21 protein-coding genes are annotated in these 19918 nt (G+C 54.8%); 4 read left to right on the top strand and 17 right to left on the bottom strand.

Translation table 11 applies throughout. The features are described from left to right. Positions 1 to 249 precede the first annotated feature (249 nt). From AB4Y96_RS14230 to AB4Y96_RS14205, 6 genes are all read right to left on the bottom strand, one after another. Positions 250 to 807, bottom strand: a complete 558-nt coding sequence (locus AB4Y96_RS14230) for a MerR family transcriptional regulator (protein ID WP_091883887.1) — start codon at positions 805 to 807, stop codon at positions 250 to 252. A gap of 124 nt (positions 808 to 931) precedes the next feature. Beyond that, positions 932 to 1252: an integration host factor subunit alpha gene (locus AB4Y96_RS14225; RefSeq protein WP_091883889.1), complete on the bottom strand. Its 321-nt coding sequence runs from the start codon at positions 1250 to 1252 to the stop codon at positions 932 to 934. A 123-nt stretch (positions 1253 to 1375) separates the two neighbouring features. After that, complete coding sequence (locus AB4Y96_RS14220) at positions 1376 to 2347, bottom strand: beta-ketoacyl-ACP synthase III (RefSeq protein ID WP_091883891.1); 972 nt, start codon at positions 2345 to 2347, stop codon at positions 1376 to 1378. A 9-nt stretch (positions 2348 to 2356) separates the two neighbouring features. After that, entirely contained in the window at positions 2357 to 3436 is a 1080-nt protein-coding gene (plsX, locus tag AB4Y96_RS14215) for a phosphate acyltransferase PlsX (RefSeq protein WP_091883893.1), read from the bottom strand. Positions 3437 to 3658: 222 nt separating this feature from the next. Next, positions 3659 to 4222 (bottom strand): YceD family protein, encoded by a 564-nt coding sequence (locus tag AB4Y96_RS14210; protein ID WP_441918162.1) that lies wholly within the window; start codon positions 4220 to 4222, stop codon positions 3659 to 3661. A gap of 13 nt (positions 4223 to 4235) precedes the next feature. Continuing rightward, the gene (locus tag AB4Y96_RS14205; RefSeq protein ID WP_441918161.1) at positions 4236 to 4796 is read right to left on the bottom strand and encodes a ubiquinol-cytochrome C chaperone family protein; all 561 of its coding nucleotides are present in this window, start codon (positions 4794 to 4796) and stop codon (positions 4236 to 4238) included. A gap of 122 nt (positions 4797 to 4918) precedes the next feature. On the opposite strand from AB4Y96_RS14205, the gene AB4Y96_RS14200 reads away from it, so the two are divergent. Further along, positions 4919 to 5428, top strand: coding sequence for an outer membrane protein assembly factor BamE (locus AB4Y96_RS14200; RefSeq protein WP_091884117.1), 510 nt, complete (start codon positions 4919 to 4921; stop codon positions 5426 to 5428). A 69-nt stretch (positions 5429 to 5497) separates the two neighbouring features. Here AB4Y96_RS14200 and AB4Y96_RS14195 read toward each other — a convergent pair whose 3' ends face one another. The 11 genes from AB4Y96_RS14195 to AB4Y96_RS14145 all read right to left on the bottom strand — a co-directional run bounded on the left by AB4Y96_RS14195 (position 5498) and on the right by AB4Y96_RS14145 (position 17135). Further along, positions 5498 to 7654, bottom strand: coding sequence for a sodium-translocating pyrophosphatase (locus AB4Y96_RS14195; RefSeq protein ID WP_441918160.1), 2157 nt, complete (start codon positions 7652 to 7654; stop codon positions 5498 to 5500). Positions 7655 to 8079: 425 nt separating this feature from the next. Continuing rightward, positions 8080 to 8586 (bottom strand): transcription antitermination factor NusB, encoded by a 507-nt coding sequence (nusB, locus tag AB4Y96_RS14190; protein ID WP_441918159.1) that lies wholly within the window; start codon positions 8584 to 8586, stop codon positions 8080 to 8082. Between the two features lie 4 nt (positions 8587 to 8590). Continuing rightward, a complete protein-coding gene (gene ribH, locus AB4Y96_RS14185) occupies positions 8591 to 9052 on the bottom strand; it encodes a 6,7-dimethyl-8-ribityllumazine synthase (protein ID WP_112530087.1) in 462 nt (153 codons plus the stop codon). Between the two features lie 57 nt (positions 9053 to 9109). Beyond that, the gene (locus AB4Y96_RS14180) at positions 9110 to 9724 is read right to left on the bottom strand and encodes a riboflavin synthase (protein ID WP_441918158.1); all 615 of its coding nucleotides are present in this window, start codon (positions 9722 to 9724) and stop codon (positions 9110 to 9112) included. Between the two features lie 9 nt (positions 9725 to 9733). Beyond that, entirely contained in the window at positions 9734 to 10843 is a 1110-nt protein-coding gene (gene ribD, locus AB4Y96_RS14175; RefSeq protein ID WP_441918157.1) for a bifunctional diaminohydroxyphosphoribosylaminopyrimidine deaminase/5-amino-6-(5-phosphoribosylamino)uracil reductase RibD, read from the bottom strand. Between the two features lie 5 nt (positions 10844 to 10848). Then, complete coding sequence (nrdR, locus tag AB4Y96_RS14170; protein WP_091883913.1) at positions 10849 to 11331, bottom strand: transcriptional regulator NrdR; 483 nt, start codon at positions 11329 to 11331, stop codon at positions 10849 to 10851. Between the two features lie 540 nt (positions 11332 to 11871). Continuing rightward, positions 11872 to 13182 (bottom strand): serine hydroxymethyltransferase, encoded by a 1311-nt coding sequence (gene glyA / locus AB4Y96_RS14165; protein ID WP_441918156.1) that lies wholly within the window; start codon positions 13180 to 13182, stop codon positions 11872 to 11874. A 181-nt stretch (positions 13183 to 13363) separates the two neighbouring features. Then, on the bottom strand, positions 13364 to 14653 hold the full coding sequence (locus AB4Y96_RS14160; protein ID WP_441918155.1) for a L,D-transpeptidase family protein: 1290 nt from the start codon (positions 14651 to 14653) through the stop codon (positions 13364 to 13366). A gap of 336 nt (positions 14654 to 14989) precedes the next feature. After that, entirely contained in the window at positions 14990 to 15505 is a 516-nt protein-coding gene (gene ldtR, locus AB4Y96_RS14155; protein ID WP_091883923.1) for a transcriptional regulator LdtR, read from the bottom strand. Between the two features lie 149 nt (positions 15506 to 15654). Continuing rightward, entirely contained in the window at positions 15655 to 16083 is a 429-nt protein-coding gene (locus AB4Y96_RS14150) for a DUF6163 family protein (protein ID WP_441918154.1), read from the bottom strand. Beyond that, positions 16080 to 17135, bottom strand: coding sequence for an enoyl-CoA hydratase/isomerase family protein (locus AB4Y96_RS14145; protein ID WP_441918153.1), 1056 nt, complete (start codon positions 17133 to 17135; stop codon positions 16080 to 16082). Before AB4Y96_RS14145 ends, AB4Y96_RS14150 begins: the two co-directional genes overlap by 4 nt. A 174-nt stretch (positions 17136 to 17309) precedes the next feature. Here AB4Y96_RS14145 and hemB point away from each other — a divergent pair, with 174 nt between their 5' ends. From hemB to AB4Y96_RS14130, 3 genes are all read left to right on the top strand, one after another. Beyond that, complete coding sequence (gene hemB, locus AB4Y96_RS14140) at positions 17310 to 18347, top strand: porphobilinogen synthase (protein WP_441918152.1); 1038 nt, start codon at positions 17310 to 17312, stop codon at positions 18345 to 18347. 358 nt (positions 18348 to 18705) lie between these two features. Then, entirely contained in the window at positions 18706 to 19176 is a 471-nt protein-coding gene (locus tag AB4Y96_RS14135) for an RDD family protein (protein ID WP_113096056.1), read from the top strand. A gap of 49 nt (positions 19177 to 19225) precedes the next feature. Further along, the gene (locus AB4Y96_RS14130; protein ID WP_091883938.1) at positions 19226 to 19654 is read left to right on the top strand and encodes a hypothetical protein; all 429 of its coding nucleotides are present in this window, start codon (positions 19226 to 19228) and stop codon (positions 19652 to 19654) included. Positions 19655 to 19918: the final 264 nt, after the last annotated feature.

Below are 19918 nucleotides of genomic sequence, written 5' to 3'. Positions count from 1 at the left end.
TCACCCCCCGTGAAAGCTGGGTTTTTTGTTTGGGGGTGTGGGATTTAGGGATTGTGGTGGTGGTTCGTGGTTCGTGGTTCGACAAGCTCACCATGAGGGAGAGTGAGGATGCAACGATAATCGCCAGCATTGCAGATCACCAATGTTGCAGAACTTGACTCCCTTTCATCCACACTCTCCCTCATGGTGAGCTTGTCGAACCACGGACCACGGACAATATCCACACAGGCACACGTATGTCAGAGCTGTTTACCGGACCTGATCGAGCAAACGCTTGCATTCCAGGAGATCGAACAGGGTTTCCTGCAGCAAAGTCCGGTTGTCCTTGGACAGGCGCTTGCCATCAGCCGCAACTGGGCCCTCATCATCGCCCTTGATCAATCCAAACAGGCGCCTGCCATGATGAGCCGATTTCTGCGACCCCATGACGGCAGCCTCTTCAGCCGCATCAGCGCGTTCCTGTTCGGCGGAAATTGCTTCCTCTTCGCGAACGGCAGCCTGCTTCTGTTGGCTGATAGCTTCAGCCGCAGCAGTATCGCCGCTACCCAGAGCAATAATGAACTGCGCGCCGTTCTCGCGTAAAAGCCGCTGCACGCCCTTGATCGTATAGCCCTGATCATAGAGGAGATGGCGGATGCCCTTGAGCAGATCCACATCGAGCGGACGATAATATCGGCGCCCACCACCACGCTTCATCGGCTTGATATGGGTAAAACGCGTTTCCCAAAAACGCAGAACATGTTGGGGAAGATCGAGATCTTCTGCAACTTCACTGATGGTTCTAAAAGCGTCGGGACTCTTGTCCATGTTTTCACCCTTTCAGGAGAAAATCTGATTCGACGTCTATTTCAGCGGTTTATGATGTAATTTTCAAGTACAAGGCGAGATTGCCCCACAGCAATCTCGCTCAGAATGCCTTGAACCGGCTAATTTAGGCCGATTTTTTCTTCCGTGCCTGGTGTGAGCGCAAGATGCGCTGCTTAAGCACATTGGATGCTTTGAACGTCATCACCCGGCGAGGCAAAATCGGCACTTCCTCACCCGTTTTCGGGTTTCGGCCAATGCGTTCATTCTTGTCTCTTACCTGAAACGTGGCGAATGACGACAGTTTCACCGTCTCGCCACGAACAATGGCATCACATACTTCATCGAGGATTGTTTCGACGAGTGAAGCTGACTCCGTGCGCGAAAGCCCTACCTTACGATAGACTGCTTCGGCCAGATCAGCGCGCGTAATGGTCTTACCCCCCATACGATCTCTAAGCTCTCGTTTGTTGCAAAACTATCAGGTGGAAGCGGACGTTATAGGATCAAATCCGATAGGGCAAGCGGGTAAAAACAGTTGATAAAACAAACCACTGACCCAACCGGAGCATTACCACCGTAGCAGAACTGCACCCCACGTAAAGCCCCCGCCCATGGCTTCGAGAAGGACAAGATCGCCCTGCTTGATACGCCCGTCGGCAACAGCCGTTGCCAGAGCAAGAGGGACGGAAGCCGCTGAGGTATTGCCATGCTGGTCAACCGTGATGACGACTTTTCCTTCCGCAAGGTTCAATTTCTTGGCGGAGGCGTCGATGATGCGCTTGTTGGCCTGATGCGGCACAAACCAGTCGACATCTTCGGCGGTGATACCCGCTTCCGAGAAAGAGGCCTCAATCACATCGGTAATCATGCCGACAGCATGCTTGAAGACCTCGCGGCCTTCCATGCGCAAATGCCCGACCGTCTGGGTCGTGGAAGGGCCGCCATCCACATATAATTTTTGTTTGTGTGAGCCGTCAGAGCGCAGATTGGCGGTCAGGATACCGCGATCGGAAGTCAGTCCGCGCCCTTCATTGCCCTCAAGGATAACGGCACCGGCGCCATCACCAAACAGAACGCAGGTTGTGCGGTCATTCCAGTCGAGAAGCCGTGAAAAAGTTTCAGAACCGATCACCAGAACGCGCTTGGCCATGCCGCCGCGAATATAAAGATCAGCCGTCGTAATGGCGTAAACGAAGCCGGAGCACACTGCCTGCATGTCAAAGGCGAAGCCATGGGTCATGCCAAGACGCGCCTGAATGTCGACGGCAGATGCTGGGAACGTGTTGTCAGGCGTGGAGGTGGCCAGAATGATCAGGTCAATGTCGTCGGGCGTCATACCGGCATTATCGAGCGCCGCGCGCGCTGCCGCCTCGCCAAGGGAGGCGGTTGTTTCACCCTCACCCGCGATATAGCGCTGGCGAATACCCGTGCGCTGGACGATCCACTCGTCGCTTGTTTCAACGATACCTTCCAGATCGGCGTTCTTAACCAGACGCGCCGGTTTGGCCGCCCCTACACCTTTGACAACGGACCGGATCATTTATCTTTCCTACGCCTGTGGTTCTATCTCAGCTTCTGAATCATTCTCGGCCTCGCCCTGAAAAGCGACACCGACCGGGCTCTTGTGGAAATGACTCAGATCCGAGGCAATCTTATCCAAAAGCTTGTTGCGGGCCATATCATAGCCGACATCAACGGCAGAAGCGAAGCCAAGTGCGTCGGTTCCTCCGTGACTCTTGATGACGACACCATTCAGCCCAAGAAATACGCCGCCATTGGTCTTGCGCGGGTCCATCTTCTCGCGCAGGCGATCAAATGCGCCCTTGGCGAACAAATAGCCGATCTTGGCCATCCACGTACGGTTCATACCATCCCGCAGATATTGCGCGAACTGCTTGGCGGTGCCTTCGGCTGCTTTCAGCGCGATATTGCCGGTAAAACCTTCGGTGACCACCACATCAACCGTACCCTTGCCGATATCGTCGCCTTCGACGAAACCGTAATATTCAAGGCTTGGCAGCGGAATTTCGCGCAGAATGCGTGCGGCATCCTTCACATCGTCCTGACCTTTGATTTCCTCAACGCCGACATTGAGCAGGCCGATTGTGGGGCGCTCGATCTCGAACAGCGAACGGGCCATGGCAGCGCCCATAACGGCATAATCGACCAGTTGCTGGGCGTCAGCGCCAATGGTGGCGCCGATATCGAGCACAATGCTTTCACCACGCAAGGTCGGCCAGATACCCGCTATGGCGGGTCGTTCAACATTGGCCATTGTCCGCAGGCAGAATTTTGACATGGCCATCAGCGCGCCTGTATTACCAGCCGAGACGCACACGTCCGCCTCGCCGGTTTTTACTGCTTCGATGGACCGCCACATGGATGACTTCCAGCGGCCATTACGCAGGGCCTGGCTGGGTTTCTCGTCCATGCGCACAGACACATCGCAATGATGGAATGTCGAGCTGGCAAGCGTCGGGTGGCGATCAAGAACCGGCCTTACCTCTTCCTCACGACCGAAGATCACAAACCGGATATCAGGATGGCGCTCCAGCGCCGTTGCCAGACCGGGAATAACGATCTCAGGACCGAAATCACCGCCCATGGCATCAATGGAAATTCTGATCACTCTCGATTGTCCTGTTCAGTGAGTATGCTTGCTGGGTTCATCAATGGCTCAAAGACTCGGCGAAAATAGTCAATTTCCCTCGCTGCACAACCGGAATCTGCCAGCTGGCTGGCACATAAACTGTAATCATTGTGAAAAACGCTGCTCTTACCCTAGGTATTTTCTGTTCTTATAGCCCATCTGGGCAGCCTTCGGATAGTCAGCCGCAGGAAATCGTCACAATCAAGGCTTCTGTTTCCAATCCTTGAGGCTGGCAAAAGGATTAACAGGCTTTTCCGTTGCCACATCTTCACCAAAGACAACCTCAATAGGTGCATCCGACACACCCTCCTTGCGAGGGTAAGGATCAATTGCAAGTTCAAAGAACTCTTCTGCAATCGCTCCGGCATCCAGAGTATCGCCCGAAAATGTCTCAGGTATGTCAGGCCCATCCGCGCTGACAATCAGTTCACCATTCTCATCGAGCGGCAGCCGTGCCAGCTTGGAATTATCGGGGACAAAGAGCGTATCTATTTCGGCTTCAATAACCGCATCCACGGCTTCCGATGTGACAACGCAGGACTGCACGATTTTCGCCTTGACGACGCCACGCACACGTATGCCGTCCTTTTTCCACGGAACGATCTGCAGATCAGCCTTGAAAGAGGCCACATCCTGCAGATCGTGAAAATCACGCAGTGCAATCCGCTCGCGCTCATCCGCTTCAATTTTGACTGTCAGCCCCTTCTGCGGCAGTCGCTTGACCGAAACCGGGAAACTCAGTGCACCATCAAGATTTCTTGTCATTTTGCTCCCCTTCTCAATTTTGTTGGGCTTCGGCGTCAGCACTGGCATCAGGAAACAGCAGGTGCCCGCCAGCAAAGTCGTCATCCGATTGTGTTTCCAGATAAAGGGCCGCCTCAACTGTGTATTTCGCCAGTACCGCTGCCTGTGGCCATTCCTTGCTATCAGGACGGACATTGCGGGCCAGCGCGGCAGCCAGCGCCGGATAATCATTGGCCTGCAGAGCCTTGTCGTAGGATTCCACACGGCCGTAAAACATGCGGGCCAGTTTTTTCATGCGCTTCGGAATGCCGGAATCACCGATACCAAGTTCGCGCAGGGAATGGTCAACATCCCGGAAGAACTCGTCGGTCACTTCCTGCCCGATCATCTTGAGGGCCGGTGTTCGACCTTTTATCCGGCGCATGAAAAGAAAAACGTGCAAAGACAGCATTTCATAGCGCCCTAACGGCGAATCCGGCACATCAATGTCAGAATAGAAGTATGGCTGCCGCGCCGCTGCCACGATCGCATCGTAAAGGGCGGTGGTAACAGCCTCATTTGCTTTGGCCTTACGGCTGAATAAACTGAGAATCATATATGTGCTTTCACTTGGGTCAGGCCGCAACACGAGTCGCTGTTGCATCAGACTTCAAGGTGGTTTACCGAAGTTCTGCGGGCAGCGAAAGACTTGCGCCCACTATTGAAATGGAGATGTCGTTGCTGCAGCGGATTTTCAAGGCCGATCGTTCACGGGAATACCTTCTCGCGGGGACTCTGTTTTTTGTCGTGGGACTTGCCGGCTGTAACACCGCCAATCTCAATCCATCAGAAACTTTGTCGGAAGGCTACATTCTCGACGAGAAGGCACTGGAGTTCGTTCCTGTTGGTTCCAGCCGCGAGCAGGTCGTCCTGTCGCTTGGCAGCCCATCCTCGACAGCAACCTTCGACAACGAAGTTTTCTACTATATCTCGCAGAAGCGTCATCGCAGCGTTGCATTCATGCAGCCGAAAGTGGTGGATCGTCGCATTCTCGCGGTTTATTTCGATCAGAAGAGCAAGGTCGCCAGCATTTCCAATTATGGTTTGCAGGACGGCAAGGTCTTCGACTTCATCTCGCGCACCACACCGACAGGCGGCAAGGATCTTTCATTCCTCGGTCAGTTGCTCGCGGGTGTTGGCAAGGCCCCCGGCACTCTGCCCGGCGCTGGCCCTGCTCCCGGCCAATAATCGTTCAGACGAAAATGCAAAAACCCGCGAAATCAGATTTCGCGGGTTTTTCTTTGGACTGTTGCCTGATTATCCGTGCGCCAGCACTGCAAGCAGCAGCAAGGCCACGATATTGGTGATCTTGATGGCCGGATTAACCGCAGGACCGGCCGTATCCTTATAGGGATCGCCAACCGTATCGCCTGTTACCGAGGCCTTATGAGCTTCGGAACCCTTCATATGGCGAACGCCATCCTTGTCGACAAAACCGTCTTCGAAGGATTTCTTGGCATTGTCCCATGCACCACCGCCTGATGTCATCGAAATGGCAACAAAAATACCATTAATGATTACACCCAGAAGCGAAGCACCGAGCGCGGCAAACGCCGATGCTTTTGAACCCGAAATCAGCAACACGCCGAAATAGACGACGAGCGGCGCCAAAACAGGCAGCAGCGACGGCACAACCATTTCCTTGATGGCCGCACGGGTGAGAATATCCACCGCACGAGCGTAATCAGGCCGCTCCGTACCGGCCATGATACCGGGCTTTTCGCGGAACTGCCTGCGCACTTCCTCCACCACGGAACCAGCAGCGCGGCCAACGGCTGTCATCGCAATACCGCCGAAGAGGTAGGGAATGAGACCGCCGAAGATCAGACCGGCAACGACGTAAGGATTGGAGAGTTCGAACGATACGGCGCCCATTCCCTTGAAATAGGAGAAGACCGTCGAGCCATCCTTATTGGCTTCGCTGATGAAGAACTGCAGATCGTTGGAATAGGCAGCAAACAGCACCAGAGCACCAAGACCCGCCGAACCAATGGCATAGCCCTTGGTGACGGCTTTCGTCGTGTTGCCAACCGCATCAAGCGCATCAGTGGATTTGCGCACTTCCGGATCAAGTCCGGCCATCTCGGCAATGCCACCGGCATTGTCAGTCACAGGACCGAACGCATCGAGCGCAACGATCATGCCGGCAATACCAAGCATGGCTGTTACGGCGATACCGGTGCCGAAAAGCCCTGCCAGCTGGTAGGTCGAGATGATACCGCCGACAATCACCAGAGCCGGAAGCGCTGTTGATTCAAGCGAAACCGCAAGACCCTGAATTACATTGGTGCCGTGGCCGGTCACTGACGCCTGAGCAATTGAATTAACAGGGCGCTTGTTGGTGCCCGTGTAGTATTCAGTGATCACCACGATCAATCCCGTTACCACCAGCCCGACAAGGCCGCAGATGAAGAGGTTGGAACCGGTGATCGATTTACCGGCAACTACACCCACCTCACCCCAGCCGATGGTCATTGATGTGGCAGCAGCAAGACCGGCGATCGACAGCAGGCCCGTCACAATGAGGCCCTTGTAGAGAGCACCCATGATCGAGTTGTTCGCGCCAAGCTTGACGAAGAACGTACCGGCAATCGACGTGATGATGCAGGCGCCACAGATCGCCAGCGGATACAGCATGATATTGCTCAAAACAGGCGTTGCAGCAAAGAAGATGGCACCCAGAACCATGGTGGCCACAATTGTCACCGCATAGGTTTCGAAAAGGTCGGCAGCCATACCGGCGCAATCGCCGACATTGTCGCCCACATTGTCGGCGATGGTTGCCGGATTGCGTGGATCATCTTCAGGAATTCCGGCTTCGACCTTGCCGACGAGATCGCCGCCAACGTCAGCACCTTTGGTGAAGATGCCGCCGCCAAGACGGGCAAAGATTGAGATGAGTGACGCACCGAACCCGAGGGAGACAAGAGCGTCAATGACAACACGGTCCGCAGGCAGATGGCCAAGCGGGCCGGTCAGAATGTAATAATAGACCGAGACACCAAGCAGGGCGAGGCCGGCCACAAGCATGCCGGTGATCGCGCCTGACTTGAACGCGATCTCAAGACCCGCCGCCAGACTGCGGGAGGCTGCTTGAGCGGTGCGCACATTGGCACGAACGGAGACGTGCATGCCAATGAAACCGGCAAGACCTGACAGCACGGCGCCGATCAGGAAGCCGATCGCTGCGGTTGACGACAAGAGGTACCAGACTGCTAGAAAGACAACGACGCCAACAATGGCGATCGTGGTATACTGACGTGTGAGATAGGCCTGTGCACCCTCGCGGATAGCACCGGCGATTTCTTGCATGCGCGCATTGCCCTGGTCTGCTGCGAGCACCGATTTGGTGGCCCAAAAAGCATAGACGATTGACAGCAAACCGCAGGCGATGACGAGAAACAGTATAGTCATGCCACTCCCTCAGATTTTGACCCGAAAAATACCCCTCCCCGGATCAGGTTCGGTACGGCACACAAAATCTGCCAGGCCGGCAGAAACGCGACCGTATGCACTAGGAGTAGCCAAGCGAATGTTAAAAGGTCAAGGGGTTTCGCTGAGGCGGCTTAGGGTTGACACCATTAATCTGATTCAGCGTGTTTGAGGGCGTTTTGCGCGTATGCTGCAGGACGATGGTGCGTGGTTCGTGGCTGGCGATTGCATTTCCTGTGGTTCGTGGTTCGTGGTTCGACAAGCTCACCATGAGGGAGATGGGTGATGAAAGGGAGTCAAGTTCTGCAAAGCTGGTGACTAGCGTTGCATCCGCATCCACCCAACTCCCTCATGGTGAGCTTGTCGAACCACGAACCACAGGAAATGCAGCAATCAGTGTGTCTAGCTCAACCCCGAGGGTTTTTCGCGCCCCGGCTTTCACCGCGAAGCTCGAAAGCCAGACGATCAAGCACAGCATTCACCAGTTTTGGCTCTTCTTCCGTGTAGAAAGCCTTGGCAATGTCGATATATTCGGAAACGATAACGGCTGTCGGCACATCCGGGCGATTTCTCAATTCCCAGATTCCGGCGCGTAAAATCGCCCGGAGCGTTGAATCGAGCCGCGACAACGGCCAATCCTCCGTCAAAGCCTGACGGATCATTGGATCAAGCGAAGTCTGCTCAGAAACCACGCCAGCAACAATGGCGCGAAACCACTGGGGATCAGCATCAAGATACTGGTTTCCGTCCACTTCCTTGCCAAGGCGGTGTGCTTCGTACTCTGCAACAACCTCGATAACGCCGGTACCGGCAACATCCATCTGGTACAGCGCCTGCACAGCGGCCAGACGCGCGACGCCGCGCTTATTAGCGGGTTTTACAGCGGGACTTTCCCCATCTTTGGAAGAAGGCATCCGGTCAGGCTCCAAGCTTTTCCTTGAGGGCGATCATAGTCAGTGCAGCGCGCGCTGCAAAGCCACCCTTGTCCTTGTCCTCGCGGCGGGCCCGGGCCCATGCCTGCTCCTCATTCTCGACGGTGAGAATGCCATTGCCAATGGCAATGCTTTCATCAACCGCGAGTTCCATCAGAGCGCGGCAGGATTCATTGGCCACGATATCAAAATGATAGGTTTCGCCGCGAATGACCGTGCCAAGTGCCACGAAGCCATCATACTCCGTTCCACCCTCTTCCGCTGCATCCAATGCAAAGGAAATGGCCGCAGGAACTTCAAGCGCACCGGGAACAGTCACAACGTCATAGGTTGCCTTGCCTTCATCAAGCGCTAGCTTGGCACCATTCAGCAGCGCATCCGACAAATCGTCATAGAATCGCGCTTCCACGATCAACAGATGTGGCGCATGCGCCTTTTTTTTGGACATGGAAAACTCCGGAACTCAAATGGGGTTGGCGAAGCCGCTTCGCCTTTGAGTGTGGTCCTAGGCTGATTTCGGATATTCTGCAAGCCGTGCAGCGTATCTCGCCATCTGATCGATCTCGATATTCACCTTGTCACCGGCCTTGCGGTCGCCCCAGGTTGTGACTTCAAGCGAATGGCGGATCAACAGGACATCGAACTCGTTGCCATTAACGGCGTTGACTGTCAGCGACGTACCGTCGAGCGCAACGGAACCTTTCGGAGCGATAAACCGCGCCAGTTCTTCCGGAACCCGCAGCGTGAAGCGGACGGCATCGCCCTCTTCCTCACGCTTGATCAGTTCCGCCATGGCATCGATATGGCCGGAGACAAGGTGGCCGCCCATTTCGTCGCCAAGCTTCAGCGAGCGCTCAAGATTGATACGCGTGCCATTCTTCCAGTTGGCAATGCTTGTCAGGCGCAACGCCTCTTCCCAAGCCTCCACCTCGAACCAACGGGCATTCGATCCCTTTTCCGGCAGTGTAACGACGGTCAGACACACGCCCGAACAGGAAATGGAAGCACCAATCTCGATCGTTTCTGGGTCGTAATTTGTTTCCACGCGCAAAAGCACGCCTTCGTTGAGTGGCTTTACCTGACCGACCTTGCCGATATCCGTTACAATTCCCGTGAACATGCTGTTTCCTCAGATGGGTCTTATATATTCGCGGTAATGATCATCACCAAAACGATCATCGCGCGACAATGTGAAGTCACGAGCGATATGGGAAGAAAGTTCCGGTACTGCAAGACCGCCCTCTGATCCGATTGCCAGCGGCCCCTCGAAAAGCGCTATGCGATCCACCAGAGCGTCCTGCAATAGCGCCGAAGCCACCGATGCGCCGCCCTCGACCATCAGTGTGGCAATACCCTGTGCGGCAAGGTCATCCAGCAGTTCCGGCAAAGCCGTTGCACCGCAATCGGTTTCCGTAGCGAGCATGCGGCAACCGGCAGCGACAAGTGCTTGCCGTTTTGCCGGATTGGCCTGTGCATTGGCGGCTATCCACAGGGGAACACTGCCCGCGCTTTGCACCAGCTTGCTGTCCACCGGCAAGCGCAACTGGCTGTCGAGCACAATGCGCACCGGCGAACGGTTTTCGAGGCCCGGCAAACGGCAGGTCAAAATGGGATCATCGGCAAGTGCCGTGCCGATACCAACCAGAATGGCATCGGATTCAGCCCGCATCAGATGCACCTGCGCCCACGCAACGGGACCGGTGATGGTAATCTGCCCGGTGCCATGTTTGCCGATAAACCCATCAGCGGAAAGTGCAAGTTTCAGAGTCACTTCCGGGCGTTTTTTCGAAGATCGAATCAAGTATCCGGCGAGATAATCAGCGGCCTCACTGGCCATGACGCCGGTGATAACTTCGATGCCCGCATTGCGCAGAATAGCATATCCCTTGCCCGCCACCCGGTCATCAGGATCATTGGCGGCGGAGACCACCCGGGTTACGCCTGATGTCACCAGCGCATCGGCGCAAGGCGGGGTTTTGCCGTGATGGGCGCATGGCTCAAGCGTCACATAGGCGGTTGCGCCTCTCGCTTTGTCGCCCGCTTCAGCCAGCGCCTGCGTTTCCGCATGCGGCCGCCCGCCAATAGCTGTGACGCCGCGCCCGACAATAACGCCGTCCTTGTCGACAATCAGCGTTGCAACGKACGGGTTTGTGCCTGTCAGCCCCTGATGGCTGCGAGACAGACGAATGGCCGCAGCCATGTAGCGCCGGTCAAGCGCACTCTGCTCCGATGGGTTCATGGGGTTCACTCATCCTCGACCGGATCGGACGCCACGTCACCGGCGGTGATTTCATCGATCACATTGTGGAAATCCTTGGCCTCGCGGAAATTACGGTAAACCGAAGCGAAGCGGATATAGGCGATATCATCAATGCCCTTGAGTGCATCCATGACGAGCCTGCCGATTTCATCGGAGCTGACTTCCGGCTCTCCCGAGCTTTCCAGCTGCCGAACAATGCCTGAAACCGCGCGTTCCACGCGTTCGGGATCGACCTGCCGCTTGCGCAGCGCCACTTCCACCGAACGCATGAGCTTGTCGCGGTCAAAGGCCACTTTGCGGCCACTCTTTTTCACCACGCTCAAATCACGCAGTTGGACGCGCTCAAAGGTGGTAAAACGCCCGCCACATACGGTACAGATGCGTCGTCTGCGGATCACCGCCCCATCTTCAGCTGGGCGGGAATCTTTCACCTGAGTATCCTCAGACTGGCAATAGGGACAACGCATCGTTTGGCTTTCCGGAGATGATTCTGAAATCGTTAGGGAAGATAGTGTCTTTCGGTACGATATAAAAGCACCCGGCCATGTTTTGCCATCGCGACATGGTGGATTGGGGTAATTGGTCCAAATTCGGAAGGTTGCGGGTATTTCACCCCCCTCTGTCCTGTCGGACATCTCCCCCACAAAGGGGGGAGATCAGCCTTCAATACCACCTTGTACAATCTGAAACATTTCCTGCTGTGCAAAGGCGTTACTGTCAATGTGATCTCCCCCCTTGTGGGGGAGATGTCCGACAGGACAGAGGGGGGTAAAACTTGGTAGAGATTCTTGTGTGTGGTTCGTGGTTCGTGGTTCGTGGTTCGACAAGCTCACCATGAGGAACGTGGGTGATGCAACGATAAGCACCAATATTGCAGAATAAAACTCCCCGCACCCCACCCCTCTCCCTCATGGTGAGCTTGTCGAACCACGAACCATGTTCATGCAAACTCACAAATAAAAATAGCGGCGCTCGCGCACCGCCATTTCATTGCAATCATCCCGGATTTACTGGCCGAGATAAGGGTATAGCGGGAAGCGGTCGGTCAGTTCGACAACCTTGTTCTGAACGGCCTTTTCAACCGCAGCATTGCCCTCGTCGGAATTGGCAACCTTGAGACCATCGAGAACTTCCGAGATCAGATTGCCGATCTCGATGAATTCCGCAGCGCCAAAACCGCGTGTTGTACCAGCCGGTGTGCCAAGGCGCACGCCTGAGGTTACAAAGGGCTTTTCCGGGTCGAAAGGAATGCCGTTCTTGTTGCAGGTGATGTTGGCGCGGCCAAGAGCAGCTTCCGCGCGCTTGCCGGTGGCATTCTTGGGGCGCAGATCAACCAGCATCAGGTGGTTATCAGTGCCACCCGATACGATGTTGAGGCCGTTCTTCTTCAGCGATTCCGCCAGAGTGCGGGCATTGTTGACCACGTTCTGGCCGTAGGTCTTGAACTCCGGCTTTAATGCTTCACCGAAAGCCACTGCCTTGGCGGCGATGACGTGCATCAAAGGGCCGCCCTGCAGGCCGGGGAACACAGCCGAGTTGATCTTCTTGGCGATATCGGCATCGTTGGTCAGGATCATGCCACCGCGCGGGCCGCGCAGTGACTTATGCGTTGTTGTGGTGGTGACATGGGCATGCGGCAGCGGTGACGGATGCACACCGGCAGCCACGAGCCCAGCGATATGGGCCATATCAACCATCAGATAGGCGCCAACCGCATCAGCAATCTGGCGGAAACGTTCGAAATCCCAAACGCGCGAGTAAGCTGTACCGCCAGCGATGATCAGCTTTGGCTTGTGCTGATGTGCCAGACGTTCGATTTCGGCCATGTCGAGCAAATTGTCGTCCTGACGTACGCCGTAGGAAACAACGTTGAACCACTTGCCGGACATGTTAACAGGCGAACCGTGGGTCAGGTGACCGCCGGAATTAAGGTCAAGACCCATGAACGTATCGCCGGGCTGCAGCAGCGCGAGGAATACGGCCTGGTTCATCTGGCTGCCGGAATTCGGCTGCACATTGGCATATTCGCAATTGAACAGTTTTTTGGCGCGTTCAATGGCCAATTCTTCAGCAATATCAACGAACTGGCAGCCGCCATAATAGCGCTTGCCCGGATAGCCCTCGGCATATTTGTTGGTCATGATCGAGCCCTGTGCTTCGAGCACGGCACGCGATACGATGTTTTCCGAAGCGATCAGCTCGATCTCGTGACGCTGGCGACCTAGCTCCTTGCGGATGGAGCTGAAAATCTCCGGATCAATGTCTTCGAGTGATGCGTTGAAAAATGTATCAGCAACGGAAGCGCTTGCATTCGACATGGTGCCTGGACCCTCATTTGTCTTAAGTGAGTAGGTATTCCGGCGCATTATCATACTTAAACGGTCAAGGCCAATGGCCGGTGGGCGAAAAGCATTAKCCCGAAACCGCCATCCACCATTCAAATGCAAAAAGACCGCCCGAAGGCGGCCTTTTCGAAATTCTGCGTTCTAAAGTGAACGATCAGGTATTCGTGCCAATCGACAATGCCTGCTGGCCATCACGCTCGTAAATATCGTCGCGCAACTGAACAACACCATCGCCGGTTGACCAGGCGCTGACATAAACGAAATGCAGCGGAACCGGATCAGCAACGGCAATCGGCGTGTTGACGCCTGACTTGATTGTCGCATCCATGGTCTGGCGATCCCAACCCGGCGTGCTGCGCAACAGCCAGACATTAAGGTCACGCACGTTCTGCACGCGCACGCAGCCCGACGAATCGAAGCGCATGAGCTTGTTGAAATTGCCCTGCTGCGGTGTGTCATGCATGTAAACAGCGTAAGGGTTGGCGAAGTTGATCTTTGTCGAGGACATGGCGTTGATCTTGCCCGGGTCCTGACGGAACATCAGCTTTACCGCATCATCCGTGTTCCAGTCGACGCTTTCCGGTGGTACTTCCTGACGCTGTTCATTGAACAGGCGGATCTTGTTGCGCGTCAGGTAAGTCGGGTCCTTGCGCATCAGCGGAATAATATCCTTCTGGATGATCGACTTTGGCGCCGTCCAGTAAGGATTGAGAATGACTTCGGAAATTTTCGAGTCAAGAATCGGCGTCTGGCGGTCGATCTTGCCGACGATGGCCGTATGGCGCTGCACGACGCGGCCACCCTCAACAGCTTCGATCTGCGCTGCCGGTATGTTGACCATGACATAACGGCTGCCCTGATTTGCAGCGGCCAAGGTGCGCACACGCTCCAGATTGGTCTGCAACTGGCCAAGACGGATATTGGCCGGAATGTTCATGGCGGCAATGGTGAACTGGCCCATGACGCCATCAGCAGGCAGGCCGTGGCGAGCCTGAAAACGCTTCACAGCCGCATCGACATAGGTGTCGAACGATGTGGAAAGACCAGCGCTTTCGGAAAGATCGCCCGATACCATCAGGCGCTTGCGCAAGGCAGGAACGGATGGATCGACAACGCCAAGCTGCAACTTGGTGGTAACTGGCACGTTCGGCCAGCCGCCATTGGCGACAATCTGGCTGTAGGTATTGATGGCAGCCTGAATGAAAGAAACCGTCTCAGGGCTGGCGATCGGCTGGAAGCTTGCAACCTTGGCGTGAGCGCTCGAGCGCGCATCGAACTGATCATCCCAATTGCCACGGCGTGGAGAAGCCAGAATATCGTTGATTGCCGGATCATCCGCCCATGCAGATGATGAGATAGCAGCCAAACCAGCAGTTGCCACTCCGGTGAGGAATGTGCGGCGATCAAGCCCTGATGATCCTAGTTTCTTCATAGTATTGCCCAACCCAATTGAAAACGTCGCAGCCAACCTGCCGCCCAATAACGCAGAAAGCAGATTATGGTTTCCAAAATTATCAGGAACACCCTTAACAAACAGCAACTTTCGCACCGATAGCGTAATCGTGATGGTTCAAACGCTAATCAGCCCGTGCGGAGCCAATATTTAAGCTTCACTGAATTATGGAATACTTCAAATGCCTTTCCATGGCATTATGGCGGATTGATGACTTTTGGCCCCACGCGGCGTGGGCCGGACAAGCAAAGCCCGCCTTCGCCAGAGCAGTTTCGAAACTGCTTAAAGAGCGAAGCCGGGCTTTTGTCTTGCAGATTGCAGTCGATATTACATGCGGTAGGCGATTGTATCGTTCCAGAAGCGGTCAAGACGCTGCAACGCCTTGTTCATCGACTGGAATTCTTCGGCCTTGATGCCACCGACATGTTCAATCGAGGCTACATGACGCTCATAAAGACCTGCGACGAGTTCCGCCACTTCATTGCCCTTCTCCGTCAGGCTAACGCGGACCGAACGACGGTCAGTGCGTGAACGCTCGTGGGAGATAAAGCCGAGTTCGACCAGTTTCTTCAGATTGTAAGAAACGTTCGAACCCAGATAGTAACCACGGCTGCGCAGTTCACCGGCAGTCAATTCAGCATTGCCGATGTTGAAAAGCAGCAATGCCTGAATGGCGTTGATGTCGCTGCGGCCGTTGCGGTCGAATTCATCTTTCACAACGTCAAGTAAACGACGATGCAAACGTTCGACCAACTGAAGTGCTTCAAGATAAAGAGTACGCAATGCTGTGTCATTGACGGTGGCATGCGTGGTCGTGCCAGACTTTCTCTGTATGTTGTTCATAATACGTGCCTCACTGTTGTTTCGGTGTATTTTTCTCACCGTTAAGGCAACACTATCGAATACGCATAAAATTCGAATTAAAACTCAGACTTAACAGTACCTTACCGCGACCAATGCAATTTCAGGCTTAATGAAGACTTACCCGCGCCTCAGCGCTGGGGTTTCGCCTGCTGGCGTTTCTGCAGGAAAAGCACGACGCGAAAGGCAATATAAAGCACGGCGACACTGCAATGAATGACTGCAATCGCGGGCTTATAATAAAAATATTCCCAGAAGACGGTGAACATCAATGTTTCACCTGCGGCGGCCACAAACCAGATGACTGGGCCCCATGAAACCATCATCCACAGACCTGTCGAGGCAACGGGGAATAGCATGGCCAGCGACACAGACGCGACCTTCCACTGCCATGGCATCAGGTCGAAGCGCCAGAGCAGGCCCTCATAATAGCCCATGATCTGCACCCAGTAGCCAACCCCTGCCACGAGGCAATAGATCGAAACCAGTCGCAGCAACCAGACAAAGCCTGTTTGCGCCAAGGTCGAATCGAATGGCAGATGCGTCGGCTTTTCGATCATGTAAGCTGCAATTCCCGCTCGCCCAGCGGCGCAAAATAGGCGTCGATCATCTCAGGGGTGACATCTTCAAGCGTTGCAGGCTGCCAGACAGGCGCATTGTCCTTGTCTACAAGCAGGGCGCGGATGCCTTCATAAAAATCATTACTCTCAAGCATTCGCGAAAGAATCCGGTATTCCATCTGCATACATTGATCCATATCGAGATCACGTCCTTCTTCGATCTGCCTGAAAGTCACATGCAGGCTGGTGGGAGAACGTGCCTTGACGATATCCAGAACCCGTTGCGCATCCTCGTTTCCGTTCACCCCGGCAGCGGCAAGACGGATAAGACAGCCGCCAAGCGTTTGCGAATCGAACAGAACGCCGATCATATCGCGTATTTTCTCGCTGGTTTCATAGTCCGGATTGATAGTTTTATCGCGCAGGGCCTCCGCCGGGTCGCCGGTTTCGATCAAGGCATGGCGAACAGCCTCCTTGTCGGCGGCATGGATCGCGTGGGTGGCAATGCCGCTTTGCAGGCAATCCCCCTGGCGGATACGGTTGCCAGTCAGGGCAAGATAGGTGCCGAAATGTTCAGGCAGATGTGGAAGAAAGGCACTGCCGCCCACATCGGGAAAGAAACCGATTCCGACTTCCGGCATGGCAAACATGACATTTTCAGTGACGATCCGGTGCGATCCATGCACGGAAATACCAACCCCGCCACCCATGACAATGCCGTCTATCAGCGAAATATAGGGCTTTGGAAAGTGCCGGATAAAGGCGTTGAGCCGGTATTCATCATAAAAGAACTCATAGAGTGGCTTTCCAGCCTTGCCCGCGTGATAGACGGCGAGAATATCGCCGCCAGCGCAAAAGGCGCGGCCCTCGCCCTCGACGATGACACAGGCAATCTCAGGATCAACAGCCCAGCTATGCAAGGCGCGGGACAGCGCTCTGATCATCAACGGTGTCAGCGCATTCAATGCCTTCGGGCGCGTCAGGCGCACCAATCCTGCCCTACCCTTGGTTTCGAACGCAATCTCGCCTTGGCCGCCAAAATCGATTTCCATGCGCCCCTCCTTATTCATTGTCTGACGTTAGGAAACTCCTGCATACCGCGTCAATGGATCACATCTTGTGCCAAGCATCTTGGTCCACAGGGGGAAGCCTGTTAAAACCATCCTGATTAAAACTATTCCAAACAACAGAAGAAGTTCCGCACCCTTGCGGATAAGGCAGCCATCATGAACAAAGCTTCCCCATTTCTTGCCAGTTCGGGCCGGACAGTTGATGAAATCACGCAAAGCCGGCGTTTGCGCCGTATGCGCAAGGCTGATTGGTCGCGCCGTCTGGTGCAGGAAAACCAGCTGACGGTAAATGACCTGATCTGGCCGATCTTTCTGTGTGAGGGAACCAACCGCCGCGAAGACATTGCCGCCATGCCCGGCGTGCAGCGCTTTTCTGTGGATATGGCAGCGCGGGAAGCGGAGCGCGCGGCAAAACTTGGCATTCCCGCTATTGCGACCTTCGCAAATATTGACCCTGCCCTGCGCGATGAAACGGGTTCCGGCATTCTCGATGCCGATAACCTGATCAACCGCGCCACCCGCGCCATCAAGGATGCGGTGCCTGAAATCGGCATGATCACCGATGTGGCGCTTGATCCATTCACCAGCCACGGCCATGACGGTATTTTGCGCGACGGCATCATCGTCAATGACGAGACCGTGGCACAGATTACGCGCGGTGCAGTGTTGCAGGCAGCAGCGGGCGCCGACATTATTGCTCCATCCGACATGATGGATGGCCGTATCGGTGCGATCCGTGAAGCGCTGGATCAGAACGGTTTTCAGGATGTGGCTGTTATGGCTTACGCCACGAAATTCGCTTCGGCCTTCTATGGTCCTTACCGTGAAGCCATCGGCACATCTGGACGTCTGAAGGGCGACAAGAAGACCTATTATATTGATCCTGCCAACACGGACGAGGCAATCCGCGAGGCGGAACAGGATCTGGCTGAGGGCGCGGATTCTTTGATGGTCAAGCCGGGCCTGCCCTATCTCGATATCATCCATCGCCTGAAGGAAACATTCTCCGTGCCGACATTCGCTTATCAGGTGTCGGGTGAGTATGCGATGATCAAGGCAGCCGGTGCCAATGGCTGGATCGATGAGGAACGGGTGATGATGGAAACCCTGCTGGCGTTCAAACGCGCCGGTTGTGACGGCATCCTGACCTATTTCGCCCCTATCGTTGCGGAGCGTTTGAAAGCCGGACTTTAGATTGCATCCTGTTATGGCTGATTCATTTGTGGTTCGTGGTTCGTGGTTCGTGGTTCGACAAGCTCACCATGAGGGAGAGCGTGGGTGCAACGATAATCACGGAGATTGCAAATCACAAAGATCGCAGAATGATGTGCAGATCACAAAAGTTGCAGAACGTAGCTCCCCTTCATCATCCCTCTCCCTCATGGTGAGCTTGTCGAACCACGAACCACGAACCACGAACCACGAACCATAAATCACGAACAGCGGGTGGTTTCTGACCAAAAACACCAAAAATGTTCCTTGAATTTCTATTCTAGAGTTCCCACGTTGAGCAGCACGGCACTACGTCCGTGTGTTTGAAACAGGAAACAAAATGAATACGAGCGCGCTTGACGGCGAAATAATCACCAACCGCCTGGATGATTGGCGGATGTATCAGGGCGTGCGGTCCAGCCGCGTTTTCGCGTTCCTGATGGATTATGTTATCGTGTTTTTCCTCTGCATCCCCGTGGCGATCGTCATCGCCATTCTCGGTGTTGCAACGCTTGGCCTTGGATGGATGCTCTACGGCATCATGTTCCCCGCCGTGGCGCTTGCCTATGTGGCGACGACGCTTGGCGGACCACGTCAGGCAACCAAGGGCATGCAGATGATGGGCCTGAAACTGGAGCGCCTCGACGGCCAGAAGGTCGACGGCCTGTTTGCCATTGTCCATACGGTTCTGTTCTGGGGTCTGAATGTGGTGCTGACACCGCTCATTCTGCTTGCAACATTCGTTCTGGATCGTAAACGTACGGTCCACGATCTTCTTCTCGGTACGGTTGTCGTACGCGCATATAATTGATCCCGAGGGCTCCTGAACAGGGAGCCTTCTTCATTTACCGGCCATATCAATGACACATCTCAGGCTCACCGCCTTCGCCGCAATGGCGTTTCTATTCTATGGTTCTGGTATCGCCACCAGCCTGGCCGCGTCACCCGCTGGACGGTTTTGCGGCGAGGTTATTTCCAATGGCGACTATCGGGACGTTATCACCGTTCTGAATGTTGATCGTGAGGGCCGTGTTTCCGGAACATATCAGATCGAAGCGCCCGACGGCCTATTCATCGGAACGCTCACCGAGAAGATTGTCACGCCCGGAACCGTCCATAATCTTATCTGGACCGATAAATATGGCTCCGGTCTGCTGGCCGTTCATTTTTCCAATGATTACCGTTCTTTCAAGGCACGCTGGGGCAATCAGGTCGACGGAAAGGACGATGCTCCAAGCCATTCGTGGAATGGCGAGCCATGCTATCATGCCGAAGATGAACGCGATTGATAACAGTGGATGTGTTGCGGGGAGCTAAATTTTTGCATCTGCGATGCTCACCCTCCAGTTCGTGGTTCGACAAGCTCACCATGACGGAGATTGATGATGCAACGATAATCACAGAGATCGCAGATCACAAAGGTTACAGAGTTTAGCTCCCTTTCATCACCCCTCTCCCTCATGGTGAGCTTGCCGAACCACGAACCATTAACGACCAACAAGTGAGCTTTGTACCGAAACCCGCGACATTCACACTTGAATACAATATAATTG

The organism is Phyllobacterium sp. TAF24, from assembly GCF_052113785.1.
Lineage (GTDB): Bacteria > Pseudomonadota > Alphaproteobacteria > Rhizobiales > Rhizobiaceae > Phyllobacterium.
This window is presented reverse-complemented; position numbering and strand designations above follow the sequence as displayed.

Bases quoted from the DNA above. Each gene is read 5' to 3' on its own strand.
- AB4Y96_RS14230 (WP_091883887.1), bottom strand. From the start codon at position 807: ATGGACAAGAGTCCCGACGCTTTTAGAACCATCAGTGAAGTTGCAGAA.
- AB4Y96_RS14225 (WP_091883889.1), bottom strand. From the start codon at position 1,252: ATGGGGGGTAAGACCATTACGCGCGCTGATCTGGCCGAAGCAGTCTAT.
- AB4Y96_RS14220 (WP_091883891.1), bottom strand. From the start codon at position 2,347: ATGATCCGGTCCGTTGTCAAAGGTGTAGGGGCGGCCAAACCGGCGCGT.
- AB4Y96_RS14210 (WP_441918162.1), bottom strand. From the start codon at position 4,222: ATGACAAGAAATCTTGATGGTGCACTGAGTTTCCCGGTTTCGGTCAAG.
- AB4Y96_RS14205 (WP_441918161.1), bottom strand. From the start codon at position 4,796: ATGATTCTCAGTTTATTCAGCCGTAAGGCCAAAGCAAATGAGGCTGTT.
- AB4Y96_RS14195 (WP_441918160.1), bottom strand. From the start codon at position 7,654: ATGACTATACTGTTTCTCGTCATCGCCTGCGGTTTGCTGTCAATCGTC.
- nusB (WP_441918159.1), bottom strand. From the start codon at position 8,586: ATGCCTTCTTCCAAAGATGGGGAAAGTCCCGCTGTAAAACCCGCTAAT.
- ribH (WP_112530087.1), bottom strand. From the start codon at position 9,052: ATGTCCAAAAAAAAGGCGCATGCGCCACATCTGTTGATCGTGGAAGCG.
- AB4Y96_RS14180 (WP_441918158.1), bottom strand. From the start codon at position 9,724: ATGTTCACGGGAATTGTAACGGATATCGGCAAGGTCGGTCAGGTAAAG.
- nrdR (WP_091883913.1), bottom strand. From the start codon at position 11,331: ATGCGTTGTCCCTATTGCCAGTCTGAGGATACTCAGGTGAAAGATTCC.
- glyA (WP_441918156.1), bottom strand. From the start codon at position 13,182: ATGTCGAATGCAAGCGCTTCCGTTGCTGATACATTTTTCAACGCATCA.
- ldtR (WP_091883923.1), bottom strand. From the start codon at position 15,505: ATGAACAACATACAGAGAAAGTCTGGCACGACCACGCATGCCACCGTC.
- AB4Y96_RS14150 (WP_441918154.1), bottom strand. From the start codon at position 16,083: ATGATCGAAAAGCCGACGCATCTGCCATTCGATTCGACCTTGGCGCAA.
- AB4Y96_RS14145 (WP_441918153.1), bottom strand. From the start codon at position 17,135: ATGGAAATCGATTTTGGCGGCCAAGGCGAGATTGCGTTCGAAACCAAG.
- hemB (WP_441918152.1), top strand. From the start codon at position 17,310: ATGAACAAAGCTTCCCCATTTCTTGCCAGTTCGGGCCGGACAGTTGAT.
- AB4Y96_RS14135 (WP_113096056.1), top strand. From the start codon at position 18,706: ATGAATACGAGCGCGCTTGACGGCGAAATAATCACCAACCGCCTGGAT.
- AB4Y96_RS14130 (WP_091883938.1), top strand. From the start codon at position 19,226: ATGACACATCTCAGGCTCACCGCCTTCGCCGCAATGGCGTTTCTATTC.